Genomic DNA, 26409 nt, shown 5'->3' on the forward strand with positions numbered 1-26409 from the left:
AGAAACTCGCGGCGGAAGGCCTGTTCGACGAAGCCCGCAAGCAACTGCTGCCCTGGCTGCCCGAGGTGATCGGGGTGGTGACCTCCCCGACCGGCGCGGTGATCCGCGATATCCTGCATCGGCTGGAGGACCGTTTTCCACGCCGCGTGCTGGTGTGGCCGGTGCGGGTGCAGGGTGAAGGATCGGCGGACCAGATCGCTGCCGCGATCGACGGCTTCAATGCTCTGCCGGAAGATGGACGCATCCCGCGACCTGATCTTCTGATCGTCGCGCGCGGCGGCGGTTCGCTCGAAGACCTGTGGTCCTTCAACGAAGAGAGCGTGGTCCGCGCGGCCGCGAACAGCATGATTCCCCTGATCTCCGCGGTCGGCCACGAGACCGATATCACGCTGATCGACTTCGCCGCCGACAAGCGAGCCCCGACCCCGACCGCGGCGGCCGAAATGGCGGTGCCGGTTCGCGCCGACCTGTTTATCGAACTCTCCAACCTTGTGGCACGCGCCATGGTCGGATGGCGGCGCGGTCATGACGACAGGCGCAGCGAATTGCGCTCGGCCGCCCGTGCGCTGCCGGAAGCAGGCGAGTTGCTCGCGATCCCCCGGCAGAAGCTCGACGGCGCCGCCGCCGCACTGCCGCGCGCCTTGCGTGCGAGCACGCACCTGCATCATCGCCGCTTTACGCAAATCTCGGGCGGGCTCACGCTGCGCGTGCTGCGCGCGCAGGTCAGCCACGCCAAGCAGTCCGTCGCCGCGACCGGCGCGCGGCTCGCACATTGCACCCGGGTGGTCTTGCGACATCGCCGCGATCGCTTCACCGGACTGGCGGTGCGGCTCACGGCTTCGCGCCTCGCCAATGCGCAGGCCCAACGCGCCCAGATCGCACGCGCCAACGAACGCACCCAGCGCCTCGCCGAGCGGGCGCGGCGGGCGCTCGTCATTTTGCTGCAGCGGCATCAGGCCCGCATCGGGCATTCCGGCCAGTTGCTGGCGGCGGTGTCCTATCGCGGCGTGCTGGCGCGGGGCTTCGCGCTGGTTCGCGACGATGCGGGACAGGCCTTGCGAAGCGCATCGGCAGTCGATCCCGGAGCACGACTCACGCTCGAATTCGCGGACGGACGGGTGAATGCGACCGCCGACAACGACGACAACGATCGGCTGGCTGCGACCTCGCCCGGCCCGAAAAGCCAACCCAGGCCGGCACCCGCGCGGCGCACCGTGAAGCCCGGCGATCAGGGAAATCTTTTCTAGAGCATGATCCCGAAAAGTGGAAACCGGTTTTCGGAAAAGATCATGCTCAAACAAAAAGATAGGCGACGAGTCTGATTCGACGCAGTTGAACCAGGCTCCAGGCCTCTAACGCGCCAGCCAGCTCGCGACCCGGCTTTGCGAGTCCGTTCGCGCCCTGGAATCGGCTCCGATGTGTCCGCCTCCTCCGGCACCGGCGTGGATTGGCGCATTCACCCTGTCGAACCCATGGCGGGCATTGGGATAGACGACGATCCGTGCGAGCGCGCTACGCCCGCGCGCATCGTCGACCATCTGCCGGCAGGCGGACGGCGAACTGAGATCGTCGGCGGCGCCGATCAGCAACAAGGTCGGAACGCGCGTGCTCCACCCCAGACGCGACGAGATCCTGCAGTCCGGGTAGAACACCGCAGCCGAACGAAAATCATCATGCCGGCCGGCCCATGCGATTTGCGGGCGGACCGCCCATAAAACGGCGCTGGCGCCGTTGTCCCATCCGAGCAGGCCGATACGGCCGTGCAGAACCCAGGGCTGCTGCATCAACCACTGTCGCGCGTCACGGATATCGGCGACGCGCTCGCGGCGAGCGAAGACCTTGCGTTGTTTGGACTGACACTGCTGACCGACACCCCGCGAACCATAACTGTCCGGGAACAGAACGGCGTCGCCCGCCTTCAAAAACCGCTCGGCCCAGTCCAGATAGCGCGGCTGAATTTGCCCGCCATGCCCCAGGCCGCTGCAGCCATGCAACGCGATGATCGTCGCGAACGGGCCGTCGCCGTCGGGTTTGTAGAGCAGGCCATGCAGCACGCCGCCGAACCGCTGGATCGCGACCCGTTCGGGCTGCGGGGGGCCGGACGCCGCGACCGCTGCGGCGGTCGAAACAGATAGAGCAACCGAAACAAAGGCTGACAGCAGGCGCATATATCTTGCCGGACGGTCTGGTATGCTGCAAAAGGAAAACCTGAATTCAGACCTATCATGTGGCCGGACGCGCAATTCATCACAAATCGGTGGGTTTGACGCAGCCTTTTGCGAGCCTATCTGTGGAGAATAAAAACCAGCCGGCATGTTTGCAGGCACACGATTCGGGAGAGAGACGTGCTGAACAAATTTGGCCAGTCCGGCCAGGGCGAAGCGCGGGTGCAATATCTCGACGGCGATTTCCGCGTGCTTTCCGCGGGAACCTACGTGCGGTGCGCGATCACCGACGCCCACATTCCGCTCGATGAGTTGAAGTACTGGAGCGTCGACCTGCAGGAGGCTTACGCTCTTCCGAGCGCGGTCCTGCAGCGGCATTACCCGGACGCGCTCAAGGCTTCCTCGTAATCCTATCGCCGCGCGCGAGCGATCCGATCCGTCAGGAACGACCGCAGCGCCTGTTCGTCGTCGAACACAAGCCTGACCGCGAAAGGAACGACGGCCTGCGCGAAAGCCGCGAGGCTTTCGCTGTTGCGCAGCCGCGCCAGATCCTTTTCGGTCGTCACCAGCGCGAGACCGTCGCGTGAAGCGCGCACCTGCAACTCCGCGACGTCGTGGTGCGAAAACCGATGATGGTCGGCGAATGCCCGTTCCGCGGCCACGTCGATGCCACAGGCGCGCAGGCTGCGGAAGAACCGCGCGGGGTCGCCGATGCCGGCGAAGGCACAGACACGTCTGCCGCGCAATGCCGCAACGGACGCGTCATCGGGAACGAGTTTCGCCCGCAACACGAGGCCTCTCCGCGCGTCGACGCCGGCTGCAACATCGTCGGCTGCGACGCCCGAACCTACGATCACGAGCGCATCGGTGCGGGACAATTGCGGCGGCAGCGGCGCGCGCAACGGCCCCGCCGGAAACACCCGCTTATTGCCGAGACCGCGATCGCCGTCGATCACGATCAGCGAGATATCCTTTGCAAGCGCCGGGTTCTGAAAGCCGTCATCCAGCAGGATCACGCTCGCGCCCAGCGCGCGGGCCGGCACGACGCCCGCCGCCCGTTGCCGTGACACGATCACCGGGATCGTCCGCGCCATCATCAACGGCTCGTCGCCGACTTCCGTGGCCGTGTGCCGGTGCGCATCGACTTGCAGCGGACCGTGCAGCCGCCCGCCATAGCCGCGGCTGAGCACGACCGGCGTTTCGCCGAGGGAGCGGAGAATGCCGGCCAGCGCCATCACGGTGGGCGTTTTGCCGGCGCCGCCGAGCCCGTAGTTTCCGACGCAGATAACGGGCACCCCGGCGCGGAGACCTGTCCGCATCAGCCGCCGCGCGGCAATCGCACCGTAAAGCACGCCAAGGGGCGCCAACAACTGCGACAGCAGCGACGACGGCCTGTGCCAGAAGGCCGGCTCACGCATCGGCCGCTCGCCTTTCCAGCCGCAACTGCAGAAGATACGGCTCGAGCGCGGCCATCGTGCGCTCCAGCGCGCCGCCGAGCCGATCCACCACGTCAGCCGCGGCCGCCCTCGCGGCATCGCGGGCGGCGAGATCGCTGAGCAGATGGCCGAGATGTTTCACCAGCGCATCGCCGTCGTCGGCCCGGCGCGCGCCGCCGGCGCGGTCGAGCGCGTCATAGACCTCGGCGAAGTTGAAGACATGCGGGCCGTGCACGATGGCGGCGTCGAGCTTGATTGCCTCGATCGGATTCTGGCCGCCATGCGGGACCAGCGAGCCGCCCATGAAAACGATCGGCGCCAGCCGGTAGAACAATCCCAGTTCGCCCATGGTATCGGCGATATAGATATCCGTCCGCGCCGTCGGCAACTGCTCCAGCGAGCGTCGCGCAACCTCCGCCCCGGACGCCGTGATCATGCGGGCGATCGCCTCGCCCCGGTTGGGATGGCGTGGAACAATCACGGTCAGCAGCGAGGGGAAGTAAACCGCCAGCGTGCGGTGCGTCGTGAGGAGAATCTCCTCCTCGCCCGGATGGGTCGATGCCGCCACCACCACCGGGCGGCCGCGTGTGACGAACAGCAAACGCTCCAGCCTGCCCTCGTCGGCCGGCGGCGCCCGCACGTCGAGCTTGAGATTGCCGGTGACGGCGACATTGCGGCCGCCGAGCACGGCGAAGCGCTCCGCATCGGTTTCGGACTGGACCAGGCAGATGTCGAACCGGCCCAGCAACGCCGCGATCGTTCCCGCCATCCTGCGCCAGCGCGGAAACGAACGCTGCGACATCCGTCCGTTGATGAGCACCATCGGCAGGCGGCGCGACGCGCCTGCGAGAATCAGATTGGGCCACAGGTCCGATTCGATGAACAGCGCGAGATTCGGCCGCCAGTGATCGAGAAAGCGCGCGACGAAGCGCGGCGAGTCGAAAGGGATGTACTGATGAATGATATCCGGCGGAAATCGTTTCGCGACGACGGCGGCCGAGGTCACGGTGCCCGAGGTGAGCAGAATGCGCAGGTTCAACGCCCGCAGCCGTTCGATCAGCGAAGCTGCGGCCAGCACCTCGCCCACGCTGGCGCCATGGATCCAGACCAGCGGACCGGCGGGGCGGGGCTGGCTGGCGATGCCCCGCCGCTCGTCGATGCGCGCGGGATCCTCCTTGCCTTGCTTCAGGCGGCGTTTCAAAAGCAGCGGCACGAGCGCGCCAGCAACGGCGGACAGTCTGCGGTAGAACCGCAGCGTCGCCGGCACCGGGCTAGTACCCGCTTTCCGAAGTTCGCGAGACATCGCACCTCTCCGCCTCGAGTTCGGGCCGACCGATCCTGGCGTAAGCACGGCGCGTTGCGTCGTTCAGCGTCGCCTCGAGTTGAACCCTGAGTTCCTCCATCATCTCGGCGTCGGCGTCGGCAGGAACCGAGATCGGCTCGCCGCCGACCAGCGCGCCGCGCCCGAACGGCAGGTTGATGGTGGTGCGGTCCCAGTTGTTCAGGCGAATGAAGCGGCTGGTCGCCATCGCAAACGGCATGATGATCCGCCCGGACTCGCGCGCCAGCATGATGATGCCGAGGCCCGCGACACGCGAGCGCTTCGGCACATCGGCGGTCAGGGCCACGTTGTAGTTCTCTTCGAGCGCGCGAACCATTTCCTTGAAGGCGCCAACCCCACCCTTGCGATTGAATGCGGAGCCGTGATCGCCGGAGCCGCGGATGGTCTCGATGCCCAGCCGCTCCGCCGCCAGCGCATTGAACTCGCCGTCGCGATGGCGCGAGATCAGCACCTTGCCGCGATGATGCGCCCGCTTGATGAACGGCGTCATGAAATGCTGTCCATGCCAGAACGCGAGGATAACAGGCATCTGGGGCTCGACGATGTCGTAAACATCGTCCGGATCATAGCTGAATCGATTGGTCATCCAAACCAGCCGCAAAAAGCCTGCGGCCAGGAGGCCGGCGAACTGCTGAAACCAGCGGGCGCGCAGCAGATTGCGGAGCAGCTTTCTCAAAGGGCGGGCTTCGTGTCTTGACCAGGATCGAGAAGCCGGTGGAGGTGCACGATGAAATACCGCATGTGGGCGTTATCGACCGTCTGCTGCGCCTTCGCCTTCCAGGCGGCGTAGGCCGATGCGTAGTTCGGGTACAGGCCGACGATCTCGACCTCATTGAGGTTTTTGAAGGTCGTATGCGCGAGATCGGCCAGCTCGCCCCCGATCACGAGGTGGAGCAATTGCTGGGGCGGGCTGTCTGGCGGCATTGGGCGTTGTCCTACTATGTCGCCGATCGTCAGGCAAATACCCCGAAAGCCGGCACCCCCGTCCCTTACGGCAGCGGATGCTTCTGAAAATGCGCGAGGATGCGCGCGTGGCGAAGGTCGCCTGCCGCCACCAGTACGCCGTGCGTTACCTCGGCGCGGTTATAAAGGATCGGCTCGCCCCCGAGCGACGTCATTCTACCATTCGCCTCCTGCACGATCAAATCGGCAGCGGCGATATCCCAGTCGCGGCTTTGGGCGCCGGCGAAGGCCGCGTCGATGCGACCGTCCGCGACACGGCATAGCCGCAGCGCCAGCGAACCGATCCTGGGATGAGAAACCACGTCCTTCCGCGATCGATCCAGCTTTTCCACAAGCGGTTTCGGCCCTGCGATCTTCGAAAAATCCAGATCGTCGCCGGGCGTCGCAAGCACCGGCGTCCCGTTGCAGGTCGTGCCCTGTCCACGCGCGGCCAGGAAGAACTCGTCGGTGACCGGCGCGAACACGGCTGCGAGCAGCGGCACGGCGCCCTCGACCAGCGCGACGCTGACGCACCAGTCGTCATGGCCGGCGATATAGCCGCGCGTCCCGTCGATCGGATCGACGATCCAGACCCGCTGCTTGGCGAGCCGCGAGGGATCGTCGGCGCTTTCCTCGGACAGCCAGCCGTAGTCCGGCGTCGCCGCGCGCAACCTGTTTTCGATGAGATCGTTGACGGCAATATCCGCCTCCGACACCGGCGACGAGACTCCCTTGGTCCAGGTCCGCAGGCTGGTGCTGAACATCGCTCGCGCCAGTTCTCCCGCCTCGCGCACCGTCTCGGTCAACAAAGCGCGGTCCCGCACCAAAGGTGCGGAGCGGGTATCCGTGGAGTGGATTTGACGTCCGCTAGCCACCTGACCGCAATCTCCCGATGCGAACGTCAAACCCAAAACTGCACTGGAGCCTTATATTGCTCGTGGTCGTTTGATTCTGACATTCGCAAGGACGCTCGCTGAGACGAGATGCGACTGTCAGAATCGGACCACTAGCGCCCGCCAACCGTCAGCCCTTCGATGCGCACGGTCGGCGCGTTGGTCGCATAGCGGAATGCAAGATCGTTGGCAGGGGTCAGCGACTTGAACATCTCGATCAGATGTCCGGCGATGGTGATCTCGCTCACGGGATAGGTGATCTCGCCGTTCTCGATCCAGAACCCCGACGCGCCGCGGCTGTAGTCGCCGGTCACGCCATTGACGCCGGAGCCGATCAGGTCGGTGACATAAAAGCCCTGCTTGATGTCGGCGATCAGTTCACGCGGCGTCATTTGCCCCGCTTCGAGATGCAAATTGTAAGGCCCCGGCGAGGGTGACGACGAGACGCCACGGTGAGCATGACCGGTCGTCATCAGGCCGAGCTCGCGCGCGGTCGCTGAATCCAGTAGCCACGACGTCAGCACGCCGTCGTCGATCACCGCCAGTTTCTTCGTCACGACCCCTTCGGCGTCGAAGGGCTGCGAGCGCAGTCCGCGCACGCGCAACGGATCGTCGACGATCCGGATTCCCTTCGCGAACAATTGTTGTCCGAGCCGATCTTTCAGGAAACTGGTCTTGCGCGCCACTGATGCGCCATTGGCCGCGCCGACGACATGACCGACCAGCGAGCCCGCGACGCGCGGATCGTAAACCACCGGCACCTTGCAGGTGGCGACCTTGCGCGGATTGGCGCGCGCCACCGTGCGTTCGCCGGCGCTGCGGCCGACGCTGGCCGCAGGCAGCAGATCCGAGGCATGAAGCGCGGAGGAGAAATCGTAATCGCGCTCCATGCCGGTTCCGTCACCGACGATCGCCATCATCGAAATGCCCTGGCTCGAACGCAGATAGGATCCACGGAAGCCCGTGCTCGTCACAAGCACCATGCCGGCGATGCCAGCCGACGCCGACGCGCCGCCCGATTTGGTCACGCCCTCGACTGCAAGAGCCGCCGCCTCGGCTTCGACCGCGCGACGCTCGAGTTCCGCCGTCGACGGCGTCACCCGGTCGAGCAGATCGAGATCGGGGAAATTCCGCGCCAGCAATGCCGGATCGGCCAGCCCGACATATTGATCGTCGGGCGCGACGCGCGCCATCGCGACCGCGCGTTCGGCGAGTTTCGCGACATTGTCGCCGCCGACGTCGTTGGTCGAGACCGTGGCCTGACGTCGTCCGACCAGCACACGCAGACCGACGTCGTCACTCTCGGAGCGTTCCGATTCCTCGACGCGTCCGTCGCGAACCTCGACGCCTTGCGAGATGCCACGCACCGCGACCGCGTCCGCGGCATCCGCGCCCGCGCGCTTCGCAGCCTCGACCAGCCGTTCAGCGAGTTGACTGAGCGCGGATTGATCGAAGAGTTCGGATTCTGCGGATTTCGGTAATGATGTGTTTGGTGAAGAGATCACGAACAAAATCCCGGGGATTCGACAAGACCGTCGCGCGAGCGGTCCCGTCATGAGATGTGCTTGTTTTATGCGGACTTCAAGCATTCAATGAAGCGGGTATCGAAGATTATCCGCGCCCCGGCAAGAACCCGTCAAGCATGTCGGCGAAGGGTCTGTCAATCATGCGCGCGGATCAGGCGCGAGGTACCTTCGATTAACCAGCCTTTTTAAGCAAATCCGGACCGCGCGCTGGCATGCTCTCGCCCATCGACCGGGAACATAATCCCGGCGGGGAGACCAAAGCCGTGAGGCGTCAAACATCAACAGGCGGGCCGGATTCCGCCGGGTCGAGCCGCGGTCTGCGGCTCGACCCTCTCTCACTGCCCGTCAGTTTCGCCGCGCGCGACAGCCGCGCCGACGGCGGTATCCGCCAGATCGAACTTCATCGCGAACGCGTGACGCTGCACCGCGCCGTCCACGGCATGCGGATGACGATCAGCGTGCGCGTCAGCGAATTCGCCGGCGTCACCGTGCGCGACACCGCGGACGGGCAAGCGCTCGTTCTGCTTCACCGCGATCCGTCGCTCGCCATTCCCCTTCTGGTGACCGATGATGCCGTCGAGCGCGACGCCGCATGGCAAGCCTGGAGCGAGGTCCTCGCGCTTCCGCAACTCGCCGACGACAGGCGCGATCCGGCGCCGCGCCGGCGGCGATGCAATGCGATCAGTGAACGGCGCCCGAGCTTCCTGATGCGGCGGCGCTGCGGCTATCTGCTCGGCCCGGCGGCCATCTATCGGGGCGAGCGCGAGATCATCGCGCGGAATTAGTTGGAGCATGGCCCCGAAAAGCGGAAAGCCGGTTTTCGGATAAGATTATGCTCGATCAAAAATATAAAGCTGGGTCTGGTTCAACGCGGTTGAATCAGACTCTAGAACCCGGCCGCCGCAAGCAACGCGCTCGCCAATAGACCCGCGAACAACAACAGCCCGGCGTCGCGGTTGGATTTGAAAATCCGCAGGCAGAGACGGGAATCGCCGATGTCGATCCGGACGACCTGCCAGGCGAGATGCGCGGCGAAAGCCACAAGGCCGATCCATGCCGGCCATCGCGCATCGGCCAGATGCAACGCGACGCCGATGAGAGCGACGGCAAGGCCGTAGAAGATCGCAAGCGCCGGACGGGTGCGTGCGCCGAACAGCAGCGCCGTCGACTTGATACCGATCAGCGCATCGTCTTCCGCGTCCTGGTGCGCATAGATCGTGTCATAGCCGATCACCCATGCGATCGATCCCGCATACAGCGCCAGCGCGGCCGCATCGATGCGGCCCAGCAGCACCGCAAATCCCATCAGCGCCCCCCACGAAAAGGCGAGGCCGAGCACGACCTGCGGCCAGTAGGTGACGCGCTTCATGAAGGGATAGATCGCGACGATGACGAGCGAAGCTATTCCGGTCGCGATGGCGAAGCGGTTGAACTGGAGCAGCACCGCCAATCCCGCGAGCGCCTGCGCCACCAGGAAGATCGCTGCATGCGCCACCGTCACCTGTCCCGCTGGAATCGGACGCGACCGCGTCCGCTCAACGCGCGCGTCCAGGTCGCGATCGGTGATGTCGTTCCAGGTGCAGCCCGCGCCGCGCATCGCGAAGGCGCCGATGAAAAACAGCACGATGGTCAGAGGCAGCCCGCTCACGTCTCGGGCGAGACATGCGGCCAGCGCCGCCGACCACCAGCAAGGCAGCAGCAGCAGCCAGGATCCGATCGGCCGGTCGAGCCGCGACAGTCTCAGATAGGGCCGCGCCCAAAGCGGCGCGCGCGTGTCGACCCAGTTGCCGGCCGAGTCCGCGACGCGTGCCGCCGCGTCGCTCATCAGAGGCTCGTCATCGGGTGAGAACGTTGCCGTTCAAGGTGTCGAACGTGCTGCCGCCCTTCTTCGGCGTGGTGGCTTCCGGCAATCCGCCGGATGCCGAACCCAGAACCTCGCTCAGGCTCGGCCCGGCCGGACCGCGCATCCTCGCCTGCTTGGCCACGTCGCAAACCTTCTGATGCATGGTCTCCGTGGCCTTGTGGTTGGCGCGCATCTGCGCTCCGACGTTGTCGGGAATTCCGCACTTCCGGGAATTCTTGTCGACGAATTTGAGCATTTTGACTTCCGCCTGCGCATATTGCCCGATCAGCTTGCACGCTTCCTCGGGCGGCGCATGACGGGCGCCGGCAGCCTGGATCAGCTTGCCGCGTTTCTCGGCCGCTTCGCGCAGCGGCATGAATTCCTTCATGCAGTCGGCGCCACCGGGCGGGCCGGCCTGCTGGCGCGGAGCCCCGAATCCACCCACCGGAGCGGCGCCACCGGAGGGAAATGCAGCGGGGGCGCCGACGGTCGCCGACGTGGCGCCATTGACCGGGGGAAACGCGGAATCCTGGGGCGGCGCGGAGGGCCGTTGCGCAGGCGCGCCGTTGACGGGCGGGAACGCCGGGTCATTGACCGTTCCGGTTGCGCCGCTGGGCAATGGCGCAGGAAACGGGGTCTGGCCCGGCGCTTCGGTGACGCCGATGGCAAACACCGCAAGCGTTAATGGAACGATCAGGCGTGGGGCGATCACAGCACTTCTCCGGCAGGGTCAGCTATCCGCGACGTCTTTCGCGACGAATGCAACGAACGACCTTCCATGATTCCCACGCTTTTACGATTGCAGACGATTCCTAACAACCCGACGAATCGGGCAACAGCGCGACGCATGGCCGCGCCGATCGAAATCGGAACATCCGGAGCGATGTCCGCCCCACCGTTTGAGAGCCCGATTGTGTTGGTCTATAGGGTTTTCGAGCGGCGAGGTAACCGGTTCGCATGAAGAAACCGCCAAAGAAAAACGGCCCCCGCAGGATTTCACTTTCAGTCAGGCCCGTTTAGTCATGCCCGACACGGACTTTCGCAGTCCCAGGCTCCATGTCGACGCGCCGCTCGCCGGCGGTGGCCGGGTTCCGCTCGACCGCGATCAGGCCAATTATCTCGGCAATGTGCTGCGCCTCGGCTCGGGTGCGAAGGTGCTTGTCTTCAACGGTCGCGACGGCGAGTGGCAGGCGACGATTGCGGGCCGCAAGCGCCCGGAACATCTGGATATCGTCGCCGCGACCAGAGGTCAGGACCGCCTGCCCGATCTGCGCTACGTCTTCGCGCCGCTGAAACATGCCCGGCTCGACTACATGGTTCAGAAAGCGGTGGAAATGGGGGTCTGTGCGCTGCAACCGGTTCTGACCCGCTTCACCCAGGTGACCCGGGTCAATGGCGAGCGGATGCGCGCCAATGTCATCGAGGCGGCCGAGCAATGCGGCATCCTCAGCCTGGCCAGGGTCGAGGAACCGGTGACGCTGGACCGCTGGCTGAGCGCGCGTGCCGGTGAGCGCCTGCTGGTATTCTGCGACGAGGCCGCGCCGGTCGCCGATCCGGCGGCGGCGCTTGCGCCGATGGGCAGCGCCGCACAGGGCGTCGACGTGCTGGTCGGGCCCGAAGGCGGCTTCGCCGAGGACGAGCGGGCAAATCTGCTCCGCCAGCCCAATACGCTGCGGCTGTCGCTGGGCCCGCGGATCCTGCGCGCCGATACCGCCGCAGTCGCGGTTCTTGCCCTGGTCCAGACCGTGCTGGGCGACTGGACGCAGCCCGGAGAACACGCAACTCGTTAAGCCACTTCCGGAATCATGGTCGAAACCGTCATCCGGCCATGCTAGTGGTCCGATTCCAACATTTGCATCCCGTTGACGTTCGCCTGACGGGTTTGCTGCAAAGTGGGTCGCGAACGTCAAATTCACTCCACTAGAGCCTTTCCGCTTCCGATGGAATCAGAAGCCGGCTCTATGATTTTGATTTGATGCGTTTTCTTGACGCGAACCGGTATCCACTTCGCTCGAAAACGCTATAAGGGCTTGCCCGAAAACACCTTGGAACCCATGGCCTTCGATATGAGCCGCAGCGCGGAAAATCCTGCTACCCGATCGCCGCCCTGGGCGGATGGGCTGCTGTCGTCATTCGCCCAGGCCGGCTACGTCAAGGCGGAGCCCGCGATCCTGCAGCCGGCCGAGCCGTTTCTGGATCTTTCGGGCGAGGACATCCGCAAAAGCCTCTATCTGACCTCGGACGCGGGCGGCGAGGAACTCTGCCTGCGTCCCGACCTGACCATCCCCGTGGCGCGGGACTACCTCGCCTCCGAAAGGGCCGGCCAGCCGGCCGGGTTCTGCTATCTCGGCCCGGTCTTCCGCTATCGCGCGGGGCGGCCGAGCGAGTTCCTGCAAGCCGGAATCGAATCGTTCGGCCGCAAGGATCGCGCCGCCGCCGACGCCGAGATGCTCGCGCTCGGTCTGGAAGCCGCCGCGGCCTTCGGCATCAGCGACGTGGAGATCCGAACCGGCGACGTCGCGCTGTTCACCGCCCTGATCGATGCGCTCGACCTTTATCCGGTCTGGCGGCGGCGGCTGATGAAGGATTTCAACCGCAAGATCAGCCTCGCGCAGGATATCGAGCGGTTGACGCTCGCGACCGGGCCCGGCCACAACGAATACGAGGGCGTGCTTGCGGCGCTGGCGGGGTCCGACCGCAAGGCGGCGCTGGCGCTGGTGACAGACATGATGTCGATCGCGGGCGCGAGCATTGTCGGCGGCCGCACCCTCGACGAAATCGCCGACCGCTTCCTTGAGCAATCCACGCTGAAGAGCGGCGCGTTGCCGCGCGACGCGCTGACCATCCTCAAGCGCTTTCTGGCGATATCGGGCGACCCCGATGATGCGCTCGGCCAGTTGCGCGCACTCGCCTCCGACGCCGGCCTCAACATCGACGCCGCAATCGATCAGGTCGAGAGCCGGACCGGCTTCATGGCGGCGCGCGGCATCGAACCTCGCAGGATCAGCTTCGCCACCTCGTTCGGCCGCGGCGTCGACTACTACACGGGCTTCGAATTCGAACTGCAGCGCAAGGGCGGCGGCGACGGGCCGCTGATTGCCGGCGGCCGTTACGACGGTCTGATGACGCAACTGGGCGCAACGACGCCGATCCCTGCAGTCGGCTTCTCGATCTGGATCGAGGCGGCGACGAAGTGCGCGAACGAGACCTCCGCGAGCCGCGCCGGCGGGAGCGCGTCATGACCGCACCTCTGGTTCTGGCCGTGCCCTCGAAGGGCCGCCTGCAGGAAAACGCCGAAGCCTTTTTCGCCCGCGCCGGACTGACGCTGGCGAAACCGGGCGGCGTGCGCGACTATCGCGGCACCATCGTCCAACTCGACAACGTCGAGATCGCCTATCTCTCGGCGAGCGAGATCGCCGCGCAACTCGCGCGCGGCTCGGTGCATCTTGGCGTCACCGGCGAAGACCTGATTCGCGAAAGCATCGTCGATGCCGACAAGCGCGTGGCGCTGATCAATGGTCTCGGCTTCGGCAGCGCCAACGTGGTCGTCGCAGTGCCGCAGTCCTGGATCGACGTGCGCACCATGGCCGACCTCGACGACGTGACGACCGGATTTCGCGCGCAGCACAACCGGCGGATGCGGGTCGCAACCAAATACATCAATCTCACCCGCGCCTTCTTCGCCTCGCACGGCGTGGTCGACTACCGCATCGTCGAGAGCGCAGGCGCCACGGAAGGAGCCCCCGCGGTGGGCACCGCCGAGATGATCGTCGATATCACGACCACCGGCGCAACGCTCGCCGCCAACGGCCTCAAGGTGCTGGACGACGGCGTCATCCTGCGCAGCCAGGCCAACCTGGTCGCCTCGCGCGACGCGGACTGGTCGGACGGCACGCGCGAGACGGCGCGGATCATTTTCGACCACATCGCGGCGCGCGCCCGCGCCAGCCAGTATCGCGAGGTGCGGACCCGATTCAAAGGTTGCGATGCAGCGTTGCTCGCCGAGGCGCAGGATCGCTTCGGCGCGGTCTCCCCGTTCGGCGGACCGACGTCTTCAGGCATGATCACGCTGCACTGTCCGCCCGACCGGCTTTATGCGCTCGGCAGCTTTTTGCGTCAGCACGGCGCCGAAACGGTGTCGATTGCATCGCTGGACTATGTGTTCGATCGCGAGAACCCGCTGTTCGCAAGGCTGGAAGCGTTCCTGCGGAGGTAGAACCGTGCGGCCGCCCGTTGAAGCGCGCGACCGCGCTCACTACCATAGGAAGATTGATCACGCCGGACCCGACCGATGACGCCAACGCCGAGCCTTCCCGGTCTGCCTTTGGACGCGGCCGCAGCGACCGCGCAGGGTCTGTCGATCGTGATTCCGATTTACAACGAGGCCGCCGGGCTCCAGCAGCTTCACGAGCGCCTCGGCGCGCTTGCGGCAAAGCTGAGGCAGCGGTTCGGGCTCGCCTGCGAGGTGGTCTACATCGACGACGGCTCGACCGACGGCACGCTGAGTCTCGCCCGCAAACTGCCCGCCGACGCGCTGGACGTGCAGGTGTTGTCGCTGTCGCGCAACTTCGGCAAGGAAGCCGCCTTGATGGCGGGCCTCGATCATGCGCGGCGCGGCGCGCTGCTGTTCATGGACGGCGACGGCCAGCATTCCCCCGACCTCGTGGAGCGGCTGGTGGATCACTGGATCAACGGCGGCTATGACGTCATCTACACGGCGAAGGCGCACCGGACCAACGAGTCGATGCTGCGGCGGATCGGCGTGCACAGTTTCTACGCGATCATCAACTGGGGCGCGCGCCAGCGGATTCCCGAGGACGCCGGCGACTTCCGCCTGTTGTCGCCCCGCGCCGCCGCCGCGCTGCGCCAGATGCCCGAGCGCAACCGCTTCTTCAAGGGGCTCGCGAGCTGGATCGGCTTTCGCCAATTCCGCGTCGACTACGAACCCGACGTCCGCACCCACGGCATGTCCACGTTCAATGCGGCGCGGCTGCTCGGCCTGTCGATCGAGGGGCTGACGTCGTTTTCGGTGGCGCCGCTGCGGCTGGCCAGCCTGCTCGGCCTGCTGCTTGCATTCGCGGCCTTCCTGTTCGGCCTGTCGATCTTGTGGGAAACCTGGGTCGATGGCGAAACGGTTCCCGGCTATCCGTCGCTGGTGGTCGGCCTCATGACCCTCGGCGGTGTGCAACTCCTGATGATCGGCATCATGGGCGAATACATCGGCAAAATTCTCTCGGAGCTGAAGGCGCGGCCGATTTACTTCGTCGCCGAGCACAGCGTGAAGCAGGCCGAGGACGAGCCATCCGCCGGCGAACCGCACCGGACCGCCGCCGAATGAACGGCGACGAACCGCGGCGGCGGATAAGACTCTGCGCCGACGATTACGGCATCAGCCCCGGCGTCAACCGGGCGATCCGCGATCTGATCGAGCGCGAGCGCATCAATGCGACATCGGTGATGGTGGTCGGTCCCGCCGCCGGCCGCGATGAGGTCGGGACGCTGGAGGCGGCCGTCGCCCGCAACCCGCATTGCGTCATCGGCCTGCATGTCACCCTGACCGCGCCGTTTCATCCGCTCACCCTGCATTATCGGCCGCTTCAGGGCGGACTGTTTCCGCCGCTTTCGAAGATGCTGGGCGCGAGCCTGTCGCGCAGGCTCGATCCCGAGATGATTTTCGACGAGGTCAAGGCGCAGATCGCGGCGTTTGCCGAGCGGTTCGGCCGCGCTCCCGATTACGTCGACGGACATCAGCACGTGCAGATTTTCCCGCAGGTGCGCGGCGCCTTCCTGTCGGCGGTCAAGAACGCCGCGCCCGGCGCGTGGGTGCGCCAGTGCGGCCGCCGCCAACCGCTGGCGCGACGGCTCGGCATGCCGAAGGCGCTGCTTCTGGATGTCTTAAGCGCCGGCTTTCGCCGCCACGCCGTGCGCGCCGGCGTCCGTTTCAATCCGGCATTCGCCGGAGCCTACGATTTCACAAAACCCGACTTCGGCGCGCTGATGCAGGACTTTCTCGACGGCTCGCCGGACGGCGGCCTGATCATGTGCCATCCCGGCTTTGTCGACGACACGCTGATCGCGCTCGATCCGGTCACCGACCAGCGGGAGCGGGAATATGCGTTCCTGTCCGGGGACGGCTTTCGCGACATGCTGGCGGCGAATCGGGTGACACTGGGCTGACTCACCCGACCGCAAGCCCCTGCCTCAATTGTCGCACACTGAAATTTAATCGGCCGCGATACTGTTTGCGACACAAAGCGCTCCTACATCCCCATCCGCCACCTTATCGGGAGAGCGCCATGACGCCGCAAGAACGCCAGTTGGTTGACGACCTCTTCACCCGCCTCGCCGGCGTCGAGAACACGCCACGCGATCAGACCGCCGCCGCCGCCATCGCCGAGGGCCTGCGGCGAGCGCCCAATGCGCTGTACACGCTGGTCCAGACGGTTCTGGTGCAGGATGAAGCCCTCAAGCGCGCCAACGACCGCATCCAGCAACTGGAGGGCGGCGGAGCCTCCGATCAGGCCGCCTCGGGCGGGTTCCTGGATCAGATGCGCGATACCGTCTTTGGCAAATCTCGCGGCTCGGTCCCGAACGTACAGCCTCCGCCCATGCCGTCGAGCCAGCCGGCCTGGAACACCGGACAGGTGCTTCAGCAGACCGAACCGCCCGGACGCTACAATCAGGGACCCGCCGGTCAGCCCCCTGCCGGTCAGCCCTATGGCGCGCCGCCGCAGGGCGGCGGCGGTTCGTTTCTCGGAACGGCGGCCGCCGCCGCGGCGGGCGCCGTGGGCGGCGGCCTGCTTCTGAACAGCATTCGCTCCATGATGGGCGGCCCCGCCCATGCCAGCAGTTTCGGAGACGCCGGCGGCCTCGGCGGCTCGCGCAGCCCATGGGGCGGCGGCGATCAGTCGGGAAGCAATCTGGCGCGCGACGCCGGCGTCGGTGACATCGGGTCGCAACACGGCGACACGTCGCAAACCAGTTCGTTCGACCAGGCCCAGGCAGATGCCGATCAGGACCAGGATCAGGATCAGGACGACGACGATAACGACGACATGGATTCCGACGAGTTCGCCGATTTCGACGACGGCGACGATTACGCCTGAGATCTCCAAATTCCGCGACAACAAAACGGCCGCCCATGGGCGGCCGTTTCTGTTTCGGGCAACGTCCCGCGTCAGATCACGACGACTTTGGCGCCGACGTGAACCCGGCCGTAAAGATCGATCACGTCCTGGTTGCGCATCCGGATGCAGCCTGACGACACGTTGGTGCCGATCGTCCAGGGCTCGTTGGAGCCGTGGATGCGATAGAGCGAGGAGCCGAGATACATGGCGCGGGCGCCCAGCGGATTCTGCGGCCCGCCTTCCATGTGGCGCGGCAGATCGGGTCTGCGCTTGAGCATTTCGGCAGGCGGGGTCCAATCGGGCCATTCCTTCTTGGCCGTGATCGTCTTGACGCCGGCCCACAGAAAACCGGGCTTGCCGACGCCGACACCGTAGCGCAGCGCCCTGCCCTCGCCCTGCACGAGATAGAGAAACTTGCTCGACGTATCGATAACGATGGTGCCGGCGGCTTCCTTGCCGTGATAATCGACGAGCTGCTTCTCGAATTTCGGATCGAACGCGGGATGCGCGGCCTCGCTGGCGTCCTGCTCCGGCATGAGCTGCGGCTGCATCGCCTGCGGCTGCGGCGCATAGAGCGGACGCGGATCATAGGGCTGCTGCTGGTAACGGGATCCTTGCTGCTGTCCGTCGCCGAACAGGAACTCGATGAACCCGCCGCCCATGTTGGACCGCTCGGCATAGGCAACGCGCTGCTCGGCGGGTTGCGGCGCGGACTGGTCGGCATAAACCACCACAGGCTCGGTGACGAACCTGGCTTGCAGTTCTCTGGCAAAGGCCTGCTGGACTCCAAGCCCGGCAAGCGACACGCCCGCGAGGAGCGCGAGGAGCTTCTTGAACATCGACGTACTCTGTACTGTTTCGCCGTGGATGATTGCGGCGGGTGCGCCCGACAGCGCGCATCGCCACGCGAACGAATTAAAATCAAAACCGCATCGGTTTGGTAAACAGAACCGGCGTTTCGATTCACCACGTCCTCAATGCGGCGCGGTTTTGTCCGGTAGCGTTTATTTTCGATGAACGAGGCGACCGTCGTTCATGGCCGGCCGGAAGCTACAGATTGACTTCCCGGTTCCCCGCGTGAACCCGGTGTTAAACCACGTCGGTATACAACGGATGATATAGCGTGACGGATTGATTTAAAGCTGGGGAATCTGATGGCTGTTCAACGCAAGCGCTTCCGCGTCGAGGAGATTTTGAATACCGGCGCGCCCGTTATCACAGCCACCGAGCAGGAGGAGACGCCAATGCCGGTACATCGCGAGATCATGGCGGAACTGCAAGCGATCCGCCAACAGATGAGAGCTTCGCGCCGCAATGGCGGCGGCGAAGCGGTCACGGCCGACACCGAGGTCAGCCGCGAGGTCGCCGAGGCGCAGACTATGCTGCAGACCTACCGCGCACAGATCGAACAGTGCGAAAAGCTGAAAACCGAGCTCGATCTGATCTACGACGCCATCACCCGCACCAAGCAGGAGATCGCGGTTCTTCACGGCAAGAGCTTCAGCGGCGACGAGATGTCGAAGGTGACCGACGAGCTTGGCGCCGTGGTGGGCGGCACCGAGCAGGCGACGCAACGGATTCTGGAAGCGGCCGAGGCGATCGACCAGTCGGCCAGCGCCCTGTCGAAGTCCGCGTCTCCGGAACAGACACAGTTGCAGAGCGAGGAAATCCAGGAGCGCGTGATCGCGATCTTCGAGGCCTGCAACTTCCAGGATCTCACCGGCCAGCGCATCGCCAAGGTGATGGGCACCATGAAGTTCATCGAGCATCACATCAATGTCATGATGGAGATCTGGGGGGGCGTCGATGCCATCCGCGCCCATGCTCCGCCGATCATCGATGATCGCGTCGGCGATGCCAAGCTTCTGAACGGTCCGAAACTCGACGGCGACGAGGGGCACGCCTCTCAGGACGATATCGACGCGTTGTTCGGCTAGAGCATTTTCGCTTCTGATGGAATCAGAAGCGAGGCCCTATGATTTTATTTGCGCGTTTTCTTGACGCAAACCACTTCGTTCGAAAGCGCCGTAGCGATACCGGATTGGCGGATTTCAGGCCGCGCCCGTGAAATCGCGACCGGCGATCAACGCTGCGGCGCGCAGCGGACATACACCATGTTGCCGTAGCGGGTCGCCGCATCGGGATCGATGAAACGGGTGATGAGGACGCGGCCGTCGAAAGAAACGATCTCGCGATCTTTCGCGCCGCCTGCCGGTCCCTCCGGTCCGATATAGTTCTTACCGCTCTGGCTGCCCTTCAACCGCAATTCCTGCGGCGTCGCCTCGTCGGCGAGATGCATGATCACGCCGCCATGGCCTCCAGCGCCGATCACATACGGGTTCCGGCATTGCGCCTTGGCTGCGGCCTCGGTCCGCGCCCGGTCGTTCGGATTCTGGTAGGAGGCAAGGCCCCAGCGCCCGACGAGTTCGTCAGCGCGGATCGTCGCCGGAATTTCGGGCTCGACAGCCGGCTGCGGTGGCTGCGCCGGCTGGGTCGACAGTCCGATCGATCCGATCGATCCGCACCCGCCGAGAAACATCGCAAGGGCCGCAGCCGCCCCAAGGTTCAAAGCCGCGCGTCCACCATCTGATCTGACCATCGTCTATTTCCCCGACCGAATTCCCAACCGCCCACCCGGAAGGCAGGCTTAAGACCGCGTCCCCGGCACTCTACCCCACGATCGCAGGGACACCGCGACTCGGTTTGCACTATCCTACACGCCACTCACCAACGGCTTAAGGCGCTTGCTTGACAGCATCGCTGCCAGGCCATATGCCCGCCAACGACTAGCACTCCCGGAGCATAATTGCCAAAGAAGCGAATCGCCGGCGTTTCGAATCCGGGGCATGCATCCCGTCGATGGCAATTCAGAGTCCTGCGAAACCCCGGAGGAGCCGCCATGGCTAAAACCAAATTTCGTCCGCTGCATGACCGTGTTGTGGTCAAACGCATCGATCCAGAGGAAAAGACCAAGGGCGGGATCATCATTCCCGACACCGCCAAGGAAAAGCCCTCTCAGGGCGAGGTCGTGGCCATCGGTCCGGGCGGACGCGACGAGGCAGGCAAGCTGGTTCCGCTTGACGTCAAGGTCGGCGACAAGGTGCTGTTCGGCAAGTGGTCGGGCACCGAGATCAAGCTCGACGGCCAGGACCTCCTGATCATGAAGGAGTCCGACATCATGGGCATCGTCGGCTAGCCGCATCCCGACTTTCCTTCGTCATGGCCGGGCATGACCGTTTGAAGAACGGCGTTCTGTCGAACGCCATGCCCGCCGATCCACGTCTTATTCGCTCGACACGACAAAGACGCGGATGCCCGCGACGCGCGCGGGCATGACGAAAGCAAAACGATCGCATCATCAGGAGTACCGTAAATGGCCGCCAAAGACGTCAGGTTTTCCGGCGACGCGCGCGAGCGCATGTTGCGCGGCGTCGATATCCTCGCCAACGCCGTGAAGGTGACCCTCGGTCCGAAGGGCCGCAACGTCCTGATCGAGAGGAGCTTCGGCGCGCCTCGCATCACCAAGGACGGCGTTACCGTCGCCAAGGAGATCGAGCTCGACGACAAATTCGAGAACATGGGCGCGCAGATGGTTCGCGAGGTCGCCTCCAAGACCAACGATCTCGCCGGCGACGGCACCACCACCGCCACCGTACTGGCCCAGGCCATCGTCCGCGAGGGCGCCAAGGCCGTTGCCGCCGGCATGAATCCGATGGATCTGAAACGCGGCATCGACGTCGCGGTCGCGGCCGTGGTGAAGGACATCGAGAAGCGCGCGAAGCCGGTCGCATCCTCGGCCGAAATCGCGCAGGTCGGCACCATCTCGTCCAACGGCGACGCCTCGATCGGCAAGATGATCGCGCAGGCGATGCAGAAGGTCGGCAACGAGGGCGTCATCACCGTCGAGGAAAACAAGTCGCTTGAAACCGACGTCGACATCGTCGAGGGCATGAAGTTCGACCGTGGCTATCTCTCGCCCTATTTCATCACCAATGCCGAGAAGATGACGGCCGAACTCGACGACGCCTATATCCTGTTACACGAGAAAAAGGTGTCCGGTCTTCAGGCCATGCTGCCGGTGCTCGAGGCGGTAGTGAAGTCGGGCAAGCCGCTGCTGATCGTCGCGGAAGACGTCGAGGGCGAGGCTCTGGCGGCGCTTGTGGTCAATCGGCTTCGCGGCGGCCTGAAAGTGGCCGCGGTGAAGGCGCCCGGCTTCGGCGAACGCCGCAAAGCCATGCTGGAGGACATCGCGATCCTGACCAACGGCCAGCTCGTCTCCGACGATCTCGGCATGAAGCTCGAGAACGTCACCCTGAACATGCTCGGCCGCGCCAAGAAGGTGCTGATCGACAAGGAGAACACCACCATCGTCAACGGCGCCGGCAAGAAGAAGGACATCGAGGCGCGGGTCGGACAGATCAAGGCCCAGATCGAGGAGACCACCTCGGACTACGACCGCGAGAAGCTGCAGGAGCGGCTGGCCAAGCTCGCCGGCGGCGTCGCGGTGATCCGCGTCGGCGGCGCGACCGAGATCGAGGTCAAGGAAAAGAAGGATCGCGTCGAGGATGCGCTCAACGCCACCCGCGCGGCCGTGCAGGAAGGCATCGTGCCCGGCGGCGGCACCGCCCTGCTGCGCGCCAGGAAAGCGGTCGGGCGCATCGCCAACGACAATCCGGACGTGCAGGCCGGCATCAACATCGTGCTGAAGGCGCTGGAAGCCCCGATCCGCCAGATCGCGGAAAACGCGGGCATGGAACCATCCATCGTCGTCGGCAAGGTTCTCGAAAACAAGACCGAGACTTTCGGCTTCGATGCCCAGAAGGAAGAGTATGTCGACATGGTCGCCAAAGGCATCATCGATCCGGCCAAGGTCGTGCGCACCGCGTTGCAGGATGCCTCGTCGGTCGCGGGCCTGCTCGTGACCACCGAAGCCATGGTGGCCGAACTGCCGAAGGAGGAGCCCGCACCTGCCATGCCGGGCGGCGGCGGAATGGGCGGCATGGGCTACTGAGCCCTTTCAACTGCACGACTTCGCCAGAAGGCTGCCTCCGGGCGGCCTTCTTTTTTGGCGAAGCGGGTTTTAGGGTGCCAGTCGATTCGACAAACGGGGATTCTCTATGCGCATGCTGCTGTGGTGCCTGGGCGGCCTGGTGGTGGTTTCGCCGAGCCTGTTGTCCGCCCAGGACAGGCCGCTTCCCAAACCACCCGGCAGCGCCGAGGTGCGATACTTCACCTCCATCGACGGATTGATGGAAGGCAACGCCGACGTCATCCTCAAGGAAACCCGCCAGGGCAAGACCGTCACGGGCGCCGTTCTCGATGTGTGTTACCCAGCGGAAAAAGGCTCCGATCGCAAGGACCGCTTCGTCGTCAACCTTGCGGTGAACGGTCCGACCTTGACCGGCACGACCCAGAGCATCGGCGACAAGCTGCCGGTCACGGTCATGCTCACCCGCAAGCCCACCGGCGATACGTTCGAGTTCGACGGCCGGGTCAGCGTCGGCCAGACCATCACCAAGGTGACGTCGACCGACAATTCCGATCTCAGCGAGGCCGAGTTCAACGAGAGCCGGACAATCGACGACGGCATCACCGCAACGCCGAAGGATTTCACCGAGGTGTCTCCCGAGGCGATCGCCGTGAAGGTCAAACTCGACGCAGCCGCCGATCTGCTCAAAGGGCTGCGCGGGCAAAACGTCGAAGTGGCGTTGAACAGCCTCGAGGTGACCTGCGAGGCGCTGCGGGCCGGCGCGCAGGTCATCGACATCAATGTCGATCCGGAGCGCGCGCCCTCCCTCATCGCCCGATTGAAGACATTGCCCGGCGTGATCGCCGCGGGCTGGAGCGCCGGCATGTTCGACATGGACCGCACCATCCGCTTCCCGGCCGCGGAATGGCGCGACAACGGCAAGCTCAATCGCGACAAGCTCGCGACCGCCATTTCCGGCGTGCTGGAAAAGGCCCTGGACGCAAAGCCGGTGGCGACGAAATGGAATGATGACACCGGCAAGCTCACCCTTACCTTCAAGCGCCCGAGCGAGGTGATCCCGGCGCTCGGGTTGACCGATACCATCGAGGTGGCCGCGTTACCCGCCCCCGACAAGCCCGGCGGCTCCGATCACATGATGCTGTGGGTCGGCGTTCCCTCGACGACCACCGCGGATGAAAGCGAGGGGCCGAAGCTCAACCTGGCCGACGACCAGTCCTCAGGAGAAGACGAGGACGTCGAAACCGACGACAGCGGCGCCGTGGACGCGCTGGCCAAGCATTTCAAGGCGCAGCGCTGGAACGCCGACAAATCGGTCTGGAAGTAAGGGCCCCACTCTCCGCGGCACAGGATTGCGATCCGCGCGCGGAGCGGGTTTTTAGCGTGATGTCGAAAGTGGGACCGGTTTTCGGATTCACGAAGGCCGCGCATATCCGTCATGCCCGCACTTGTTGCGGGCATCCACGTCTTGGCAGCAGATCTCCAGAAAGCCGCGGATGGCCGGGACGAAGCCCGGCCATGACGGAAGCCTCGACGACCCAGCATGATCGGTGAATTCTAATTCGTATTGAGATGGAAACGGAGCCGGGTCGGTCCGTCGAACGAGATTTCATCGCCCTGCCGCTCCCAGGTGCCCGCAGCAGAGAGCGCCGCGACCAGATCGTCATCGGCCTTGGCTTTCTCCGGCGGGCAGGAACGGTCCTCCAGCGGGCCGGCGGCGAAGATAACCGTGTTGCCCGCAACCGAGAACTGACCCTTGCCGCCCTTGCACCACAACTCAAGCCTGGTCTCGCCGCTTTCGCCGATGTCCAGCGACGGCACCCGCTTTGAGCCGGGCTGGGGTGGCGCATCCAGCGTCATCTCGAGGCCGAACGGAAATCCATCCTGCGCCGAAGCCGGCCATGCACCGACGCTTCCGATCGCGGCCGCAGCCGCGATGACACCGAACCGGAAGCCGAACCTTGCTGCCATCTGCCCTCGTTGAATGATGATCGCGATGCCGATTTTAAGCTAGCGCCGTTCTACAGCGCGGATCAGCCCGCGTGAAGCCTGCCGATCGGACGTGATTGCGCCCGCAGCATCACCATCGCTTCCACAACGCAACGCCCTTGGGAAAGAGCGCCTGCTATTTCAGGCTGGTCATCGCGGTCAGGTCGGCCGACAGCTTGGCGATGAAAGTCGCGCCGCACCAGTTGGAACCGGCGCCGCCCGGATTGTTGTTCGTAAAGCTGCCGTTGAGCGGCGCGGTAAAGTCGGAAGTAAAGGCGTTGCAGTTGCCCTTCGACAGGTCGCTGTCGGAATAGCGCAAATCCAGAGCGAAGACCTTGTAGGTGAAACCGACGCCGATGTTCCAGGTGTTGTAATCGGCATACTTGATGCCGTTCGGAAACGGACCTGCGAAGCCGGCCGCCGCAATTCCGGTGCCATAGAACGAGTCCGAGGTTCCGAGCCATTGGCGGCCGAACTCGCCCGACACGTACATGCCGATCCCGGTGGCGCCGAATACGGTGGTGGGCGCGGTGTACTTGGCGGTGATCGACGAATAGTTGCCCCACGCGCCGGTGTTCAGGAAATTCGGGGAATAAAATTCGTTCAGGCCGACCGCCCAGTTGTCGGAGACGGTGTAGTTCACCTTGGCGAAGCCTTCGAAGAAGCTCACGTCCTTCTTCATGACGTTGCCGTTGAGGAGGACGTTGGTCGCGCATTCCGCGCTCAGCAGGCGGCCTGCCGTATCGGTCGGAGCGCCGTAGTAGCAGGTGCCGCCGGGATACAGGTAACCCCAGACGCCGAAGTCGAAGGTAAAGGCGCCGAAAGTCGGTCGGATGCCGCCATAGACATCGACCTCGGCCGCCGCGCGGTTGGCGAAGGAAATGCTCTCGACCGCCGAGCCGACGTAAAGCTGCAGGTCCTTGGTGACGTTATAGCGGGGCTCGAAGTAAGCGGTCACCGACGGCTTGTGGTTCGACTGCGTCACGCCGCGGAACACGTAGTCGCTCACCACGCCGGCGCCGAAGGCGATGTCCCACGGATCGAATGCGACCGGAGGCGGCGCCTTGTAGGTCTTCACCGCCATGTCCGCCGCGAGCGCCGAACTTGCCGTCATCGCCAGCGCCGCTGCCGCCAGAATCATTGTCTTCATGACGAACCCCCGTCCACCGAAAAGCCACCCCAAGTTTCGAAGGCCGCGAACAAATCACAGAGGCCCAAAGGGAAACTGGACCGAAACCGATTTCCTTTTCGTTAACCAAGAATGAGGCCTCCGTTGAAAACCGGAAAGCCGAAATAGCGAGCATTTTGCCGCCTATCTGTGCGCCGGGGCCTGTTTGCAACACTTTATTCGTCGGCAGCGTGCGCGAGCCCACCCACACCGTGCCGGAACGGGGCTAGCAACCGGCGGACGAGATTTCCGAACAGGACTTTCTTACAAATGAAAAGGCCGCAGCGGCGACGCTGCGGCCCGGCTCAAGTCAGGTTTGCCAGTGTTCCCTTAGATTCCGAAGTTCGCACCAAGGGTCATCGCACGACATGCGAACATCGGAATCGGGACGCTCCAGCTTTTCGAGCAGAGCAGGCCCTCGGCCTGGTCCGAGGGTGGCGTCTCCCGCCTCCTCATGGAGTCCGGAAGCGGGCTCTAGTTGCTCTCGCCTGAACCCGACCCATGGTCCGTCGAATGATCCATGTGACCATGGGACGAGGAAGGAGCAGCCGGCTCGGGCATCGCCCAACTCGAGGCCAGCGTGGAAGCGGTGGACACAGGCCGAGGCGCGGCTCGCTTGGCTGCGGCCTTCTTCGTCGAAGCCCGCCGTTTGGCCGCCGGCTTGCCCGCGGATGCCCCGGAGGATTTCTTGGCGGTTTTCTTGGCGGCTTTCCTGGCGGCTTTCCCCGGAGACTTCTTTGCGGATTTCCTGGCCGATTTCTTTGCTGATTTCTTGGCGGCTTTCTTGGCGGTTTTCTTCGCCGATTTCTTCTTCGCCGTCTTCTTTTTCGAAGCCGTCTTCACCGACTTCTTCGCAGTTTTCTTCGCCGATTTCCTCTTCGTCGCTACGGCCTTCTTCTTGCTCTTCTTGGCCTTAACGCTCTTCGCCTTCCTGGATTTCTTAGCCATCGTGGTCCTCCTGTTGCCGGCGATCAATTCAATCCTGGCCGGG

27 protein-coding genes are annotated in these 26409 nt (G+C 64.7%); 14 read left to right on the forward strand and 13 right to left on the reverse strand.

Annotated features, from left to right (window positions below; all coding sequences use genetic code 11):
* On the forward strand, nt 1–1247 hold a 1247-nt coding region (xseA, locus tag BGN91_RS14670; protein WP_292614361.1), incomplete at its 5' end, for an exodeoxyribonuclease VII large subunit.
* A gap of 105 nt (nt 1248–1352) precedes the next feature.
* Here xseA and BGN91_RS14675 read toward each other — a convergent pair.
* Nucleotides 1353–2168: a dienelactone hydrolase family protein gene (locus tag BGN91_RS14675; protein WP_292614362.1), complete on the reverse strand. Its 816-nt coding sequence runs from the start codon at nt 2166–2168 to the stop codon at nt 1353–1355.
* 177 nt (nt 2169–2345) lie between these two features.
* Here BGN91_RS14675 and BGN91_RS14680 point away from each other — a divergent pair, with 177 nt between their 5' ends.
* On the forward strand, nt 2346–2573 hold the full coding sequence (locus BGN91_RS14680) for a DUF2093 domain-containing protein (RefSeq protein ID WP_292614366.1): 228 nt from the start codon (nt 2346–2348) through the stop codon (nt 2571–2573).
* 2 nt (nt 2574–2575) lie between these two features.
* Here the strand turns inward: BGN91_RS14680 and lpxK are convergent, their stop codons facing one another.
* The 6 genes from lpxK to BGN91_RS14710 all read right to left on the reverse strand — a co-directional run bounded on the left by lpxK (nt 2576) and on the right by BGN91_RS14710 (nt 8283).
* A complete protein-coding gene (gene lpxK, locus BGN91_RS14685) occupies nt 2576–3583 on the reverse strand; it encodes a tetraacyldisaccharide 4'-kinase (protein WP_292614368.1) in 1008 nt (335 codons plus the stop codon).
* A complete protein-coding gene (locus BGN91_RS14690) occupies nt 3576–4904 on the reverse strand; it encodes a 3-deoxy-D-manno-octulosonic acid transferase (protein WP_292614370.1) in 1329 nt (442 codons plus the stop codon). The genes lpxK and BGN91_RS14690 overlap by 8 nt, the downstream gene beginning before the upstream one ends.
* The gene (locus BGN91_RS14695; protein WP_292614372.1) at nt 4873–5619 is read right to left on the reverse strand and encodes a lysophospholipid acyltransferase family protein; all 747 of its coding nucleotides are present in this window, start codon (nt 5617–5619) and stop codon (nt 4873–4875) included. Before BGN91_RS14695 ends, BGN91_RS14690 begins: the two co-directional genes overlap by 32 nt.
* On the reverse strand, nt 5616–5867 hold the full coding sequence (locus tag BGN91_RS14700; RefSeq protein WP_292614374.1) for a DUF4170 domain-containing protein: 252 nt from the start codon (nt 5865–5867) through the stop codon (nt 5616–5618). The genes BGN91_RS14695 and BGN91_RS14700 overlap by 4 nt, the downstream gene beginning before the upstream one ends.
* Before the next feature lie 65 nt (nt 5868–5932).
* Nucleotides 5933–6691 carry a 3'(2'),5'-bisphosphate nucleotidase CysQ gene (locus tag BGN91_RS14705; RefSeq protein WP_292614376.1) on the reverse strand — a complete coding sequence of 253 codons (759 nt, stop codon included), beginning with the start codon at nt 6689–6691 and terminating at the stop codon, nt 5933–5935.
* Nucleotides 6692–6891: 200 nt separating this feature from the next.
* On the reverse strand, nt 6892–8283 hold the full coding sequence (locus tag BGN91_RS14710) for a TldD/PmbA family protein (RefSeq protein ID WP_292614378.1): 1392 nt from the start codon (nt 8281–8283) through the stop codon (nt 6892–6894).
* 284 nt (nt 8284–8567) lie between these two features.
* Between BGN91_RS14710 and BGN91_RS14715 the strand changes: the two genes are divergently transcribed.
* A complete protein-coding gene (locus BGN91_RS14715) occupies nt 8568–9089 on the forward strand; it encodes a DUF6101 family protein (protein ID WP_292614380.1) in 522 nt (173 codons plus the stop codon).
* 101 nt (nt 9090–9190) lie between these two features.
* On the opposite strand, the gene ubiA is transcribed toward BGN91_RS14715, so the two are convergent.
* Nucleotides 9191–10129: a 4-hydroxybenzoate octaprenyltransferase gene (gene ubiA / locus BGN91_RS14720; RefSeq protein WP_292614382.1), complete on the reverse strand. Its 939-nt coding sequence runs from the start codon at nt 10127–10129 to the stop codon at nt 9191–9193.
* A gap of 10 nt (nt 10130–10139) precedes the next feature.
* Entirely contained in the window at nt 10140–10859 is a 720-nt protein-coding gene (locus BGN91_RS14725; protein ID WP_292614384.1) for a hypothetical protein, read from the reverse strand.
* Between the two features lie 310 nt (nt 10860–11169).
* Between BGN91_RS14725 and BGN91_RS14730 the strand changes: the two genes are divergently transcribed.
* The 6 genes from BGN91_RS14730 to BGN91_RS14755 all read left to right on the forward strand — a co-directional run bounded on the left by BGN91_RS14730 (nt 11170) and on the right by BGN91_RS14755 (nt 17253).
* The gene (locus BGN91_RS14730) at nt 11170–11937 is read left to right on the forward strand and encodes a 16S rRNA (uracil(1498)-N(3))-methyltransferase (protein ID WP_292614386.1); all 768 of its coding nucleotides are present in this window, start codon (nt 11170–11172) and stop codon (nt 11935–11937) included.
* A 264-nt stretch (nt 11938–12201) separates the two neighbouring features.
* Nucleotides 12202–13389: an ATP phosphoribosyltransferase regulatory subunit gene (locus BGN91_RS14735; RefSeq protein WP_292614388.1), complete on the forward strand. Its 1188-nt coding sequence runs from the start codon at nt 12202–12204 to the stop codon at nt 13387–13389.
* A complete protein-coding gene (gene hisG, locus BGN91_RS14740) occupies nt 13386–14363 on the forward strand; it encodes an ATP phosphoribosyltransferase (protein ID WP_292614390.1) in 978 nt (325 codons plus the stop codon). The genes BGN91_RS14735 and hisG overlap by 4 nt, the downstream gene beginning before the upstream one ends.
* A gap of 75 nt (nt 14364–14438) precedes the next feature.
* Nucleotides 14439–15485 (forward strand): glycosyltransferase family 2 protein, encoded by a 1047-nt coding sequence (locus tag BGN91_RS14745; protein WP_292614392.1) that lies wholly within the window; start codon nt 14439–14441, stop codon nt 15483–15485.
* Complete coding sequence (locus BGN91_RS14750; protein ID WP_292614394.1) at nt 15482–16324, forward strand: ChbG/HpnK family deacetylase; 843 nt, start codon at nt 15482–15484, stop codon at nt 16322–16324. Before BGN91_RS14745 ends, BGN91_RS14750 begins: the two co-directional genes overlap by 4 nt.
* Nucleotides 16325–16443: 119 nt before the next feature.
* On the forward strand, nt 16444–17253 hold the full coding sequence (locus BGN91_RS14755; RefSeq protein ID WP_292614396.1) for a DUF2076 domain-containing protein: 810 nt from the start codon (nt 16444–16446) through the stop codon (nt 17251–17253).
* 71 nt (nt 17254–17324) lie between these two features.
* Here the strand turns inward: BGN91_RS14755 and BGN91_RS14760 are convergent, their stop codons facing one another.
* Nucleotides 17325–18113 (reverse strand): L,D-transpeptidase, encoded by a 789-nt coding sequence (locus BGN91_RS14760; RefSeq protein ID WP_292614398.1) that lies wholly within the window; start codon nt 18111–18113, stop codon nt 17325–17327.
* A gap of 315 nt (nt 18114–18428) precedes the next feature.
* On the opposite strand from BGN91_RS14760, the gene BGN91_RS14765 reads away from it, so the two are divergent.
* Nucleotides 18429–19211, forward strand: coding sequence for a protein phosphatase CheZ (locus BGN91_RS14765; RefSeq protein WP_292614400.1), 783 nt, complete (start codon nt 18429–18431; stop codon nt 19209–19211).
* A 146-nt stretch (nt 19212–19357) separates the two neighbouring features.
* Here BGN91_RS14765 and BGN91_RS14770 read toward each other — a convergent pair whose 3' ends face one another.
* Entirely contained in the window at nt 19358–19873 is a 516-nt protein-coding gene (locus BGN91_RS14770; RefSeq protein ID WP_292614402.1) for a hypothetical protein, read from the reverse strand.
* A gap of 300 nt (nt 19874–20173) precedes the next feature.
* Between BGN91_RS14770 and groES the strand changes: the two genes are divergently transcribed.
* The 3 genes from groES (at nt 20174) to BGN91_RS14785 (ending at nt 23588) form a co-directional block, all read left to right on the forward strand.
* Nucleotides 20174–20470: a co-chaperone GroES gene (groES, locus tag BGN91_RS14775; protein WP_292614404.1), complete on the forward strand. Its 297-nt coding sequence runs from the start codon at nt 20174–20176 to the stop codon at nt 20468–20470.
* A gap of 177 nt (nt 20471–20647) precedes the next feature.
* Nucleotides 20648–22285, forward strand: coding sequence for a chaperonin GroEL (gene groL, locus BGN91_RS14780; RefSeq protein WP_292614406.1), 1638 nt, complete (start codon nt 20648–20650; stop codon nt 22283–22285).
* Between the two features lie 106 nt (nt 22286–22391).
* Nucleotides 22392–23588 carry a hypothetical protein gene (locus BGN91_RS14785; protein WP_292614408.1) on the forward strand — a complete coding sequence of 399 codons (1197 nt, stop codon included), beginning with the start codon at nt 22392–22394 and terminating at the stop codon, nt 23586–23588.
* A gap of 230 nt (nt 23589–23818) precedes the next feature.
* Here BGN91_RS14785 and BGN91_RS14790 read toward each other — a convergent pair whose 3' ends face one another.
* Both BGN91_RS14790 and BGN91_RS14795 read right to left on the reverse strand, forming a co-directional pair.
* On the reverse strand, nt 23819–24232 hold the full coding sequence (locus BGN91_RS14790; protein WP_292614410.1) for an META domain-containing protein: 414 nt from the start codon (nt 24230–24232) through the stop codon (nt 23819–23821).
* A gap of 154 nt (nt 24233–24386) precedes the next feature.
* A complete protein-coding gene (locus BGN91_RS14795) occupies nt 24387–25400 on the reverse strand; it encodes a TorF family putative porin (protein WP_292614411.1) in 1014 nt (337 codons plus the stop codon).
* A 598-nt stretch (nt 25401–25998) separates the two neighbouring features.
* Here BGN91_RS14795 and BGN91_RS17685 point away from each other — a divergent pair.
* On the forward strand, nt 25999–26409 hold a 411-nt coding region (locus BGN91_RS17685; protein WP_366408630.1), incomplete at its 3' end, for a hypothetical protein.

Source organism: Nitrobacter sp. 62-13 (genome assembly GCF_001896955.1).
Classification (GTDB): domain Bacteria; phylum Pseudomonadota; class Alphaproteobacteria; order Rhizobiales; family Xanthobacteraceae; genus Nitrobacter.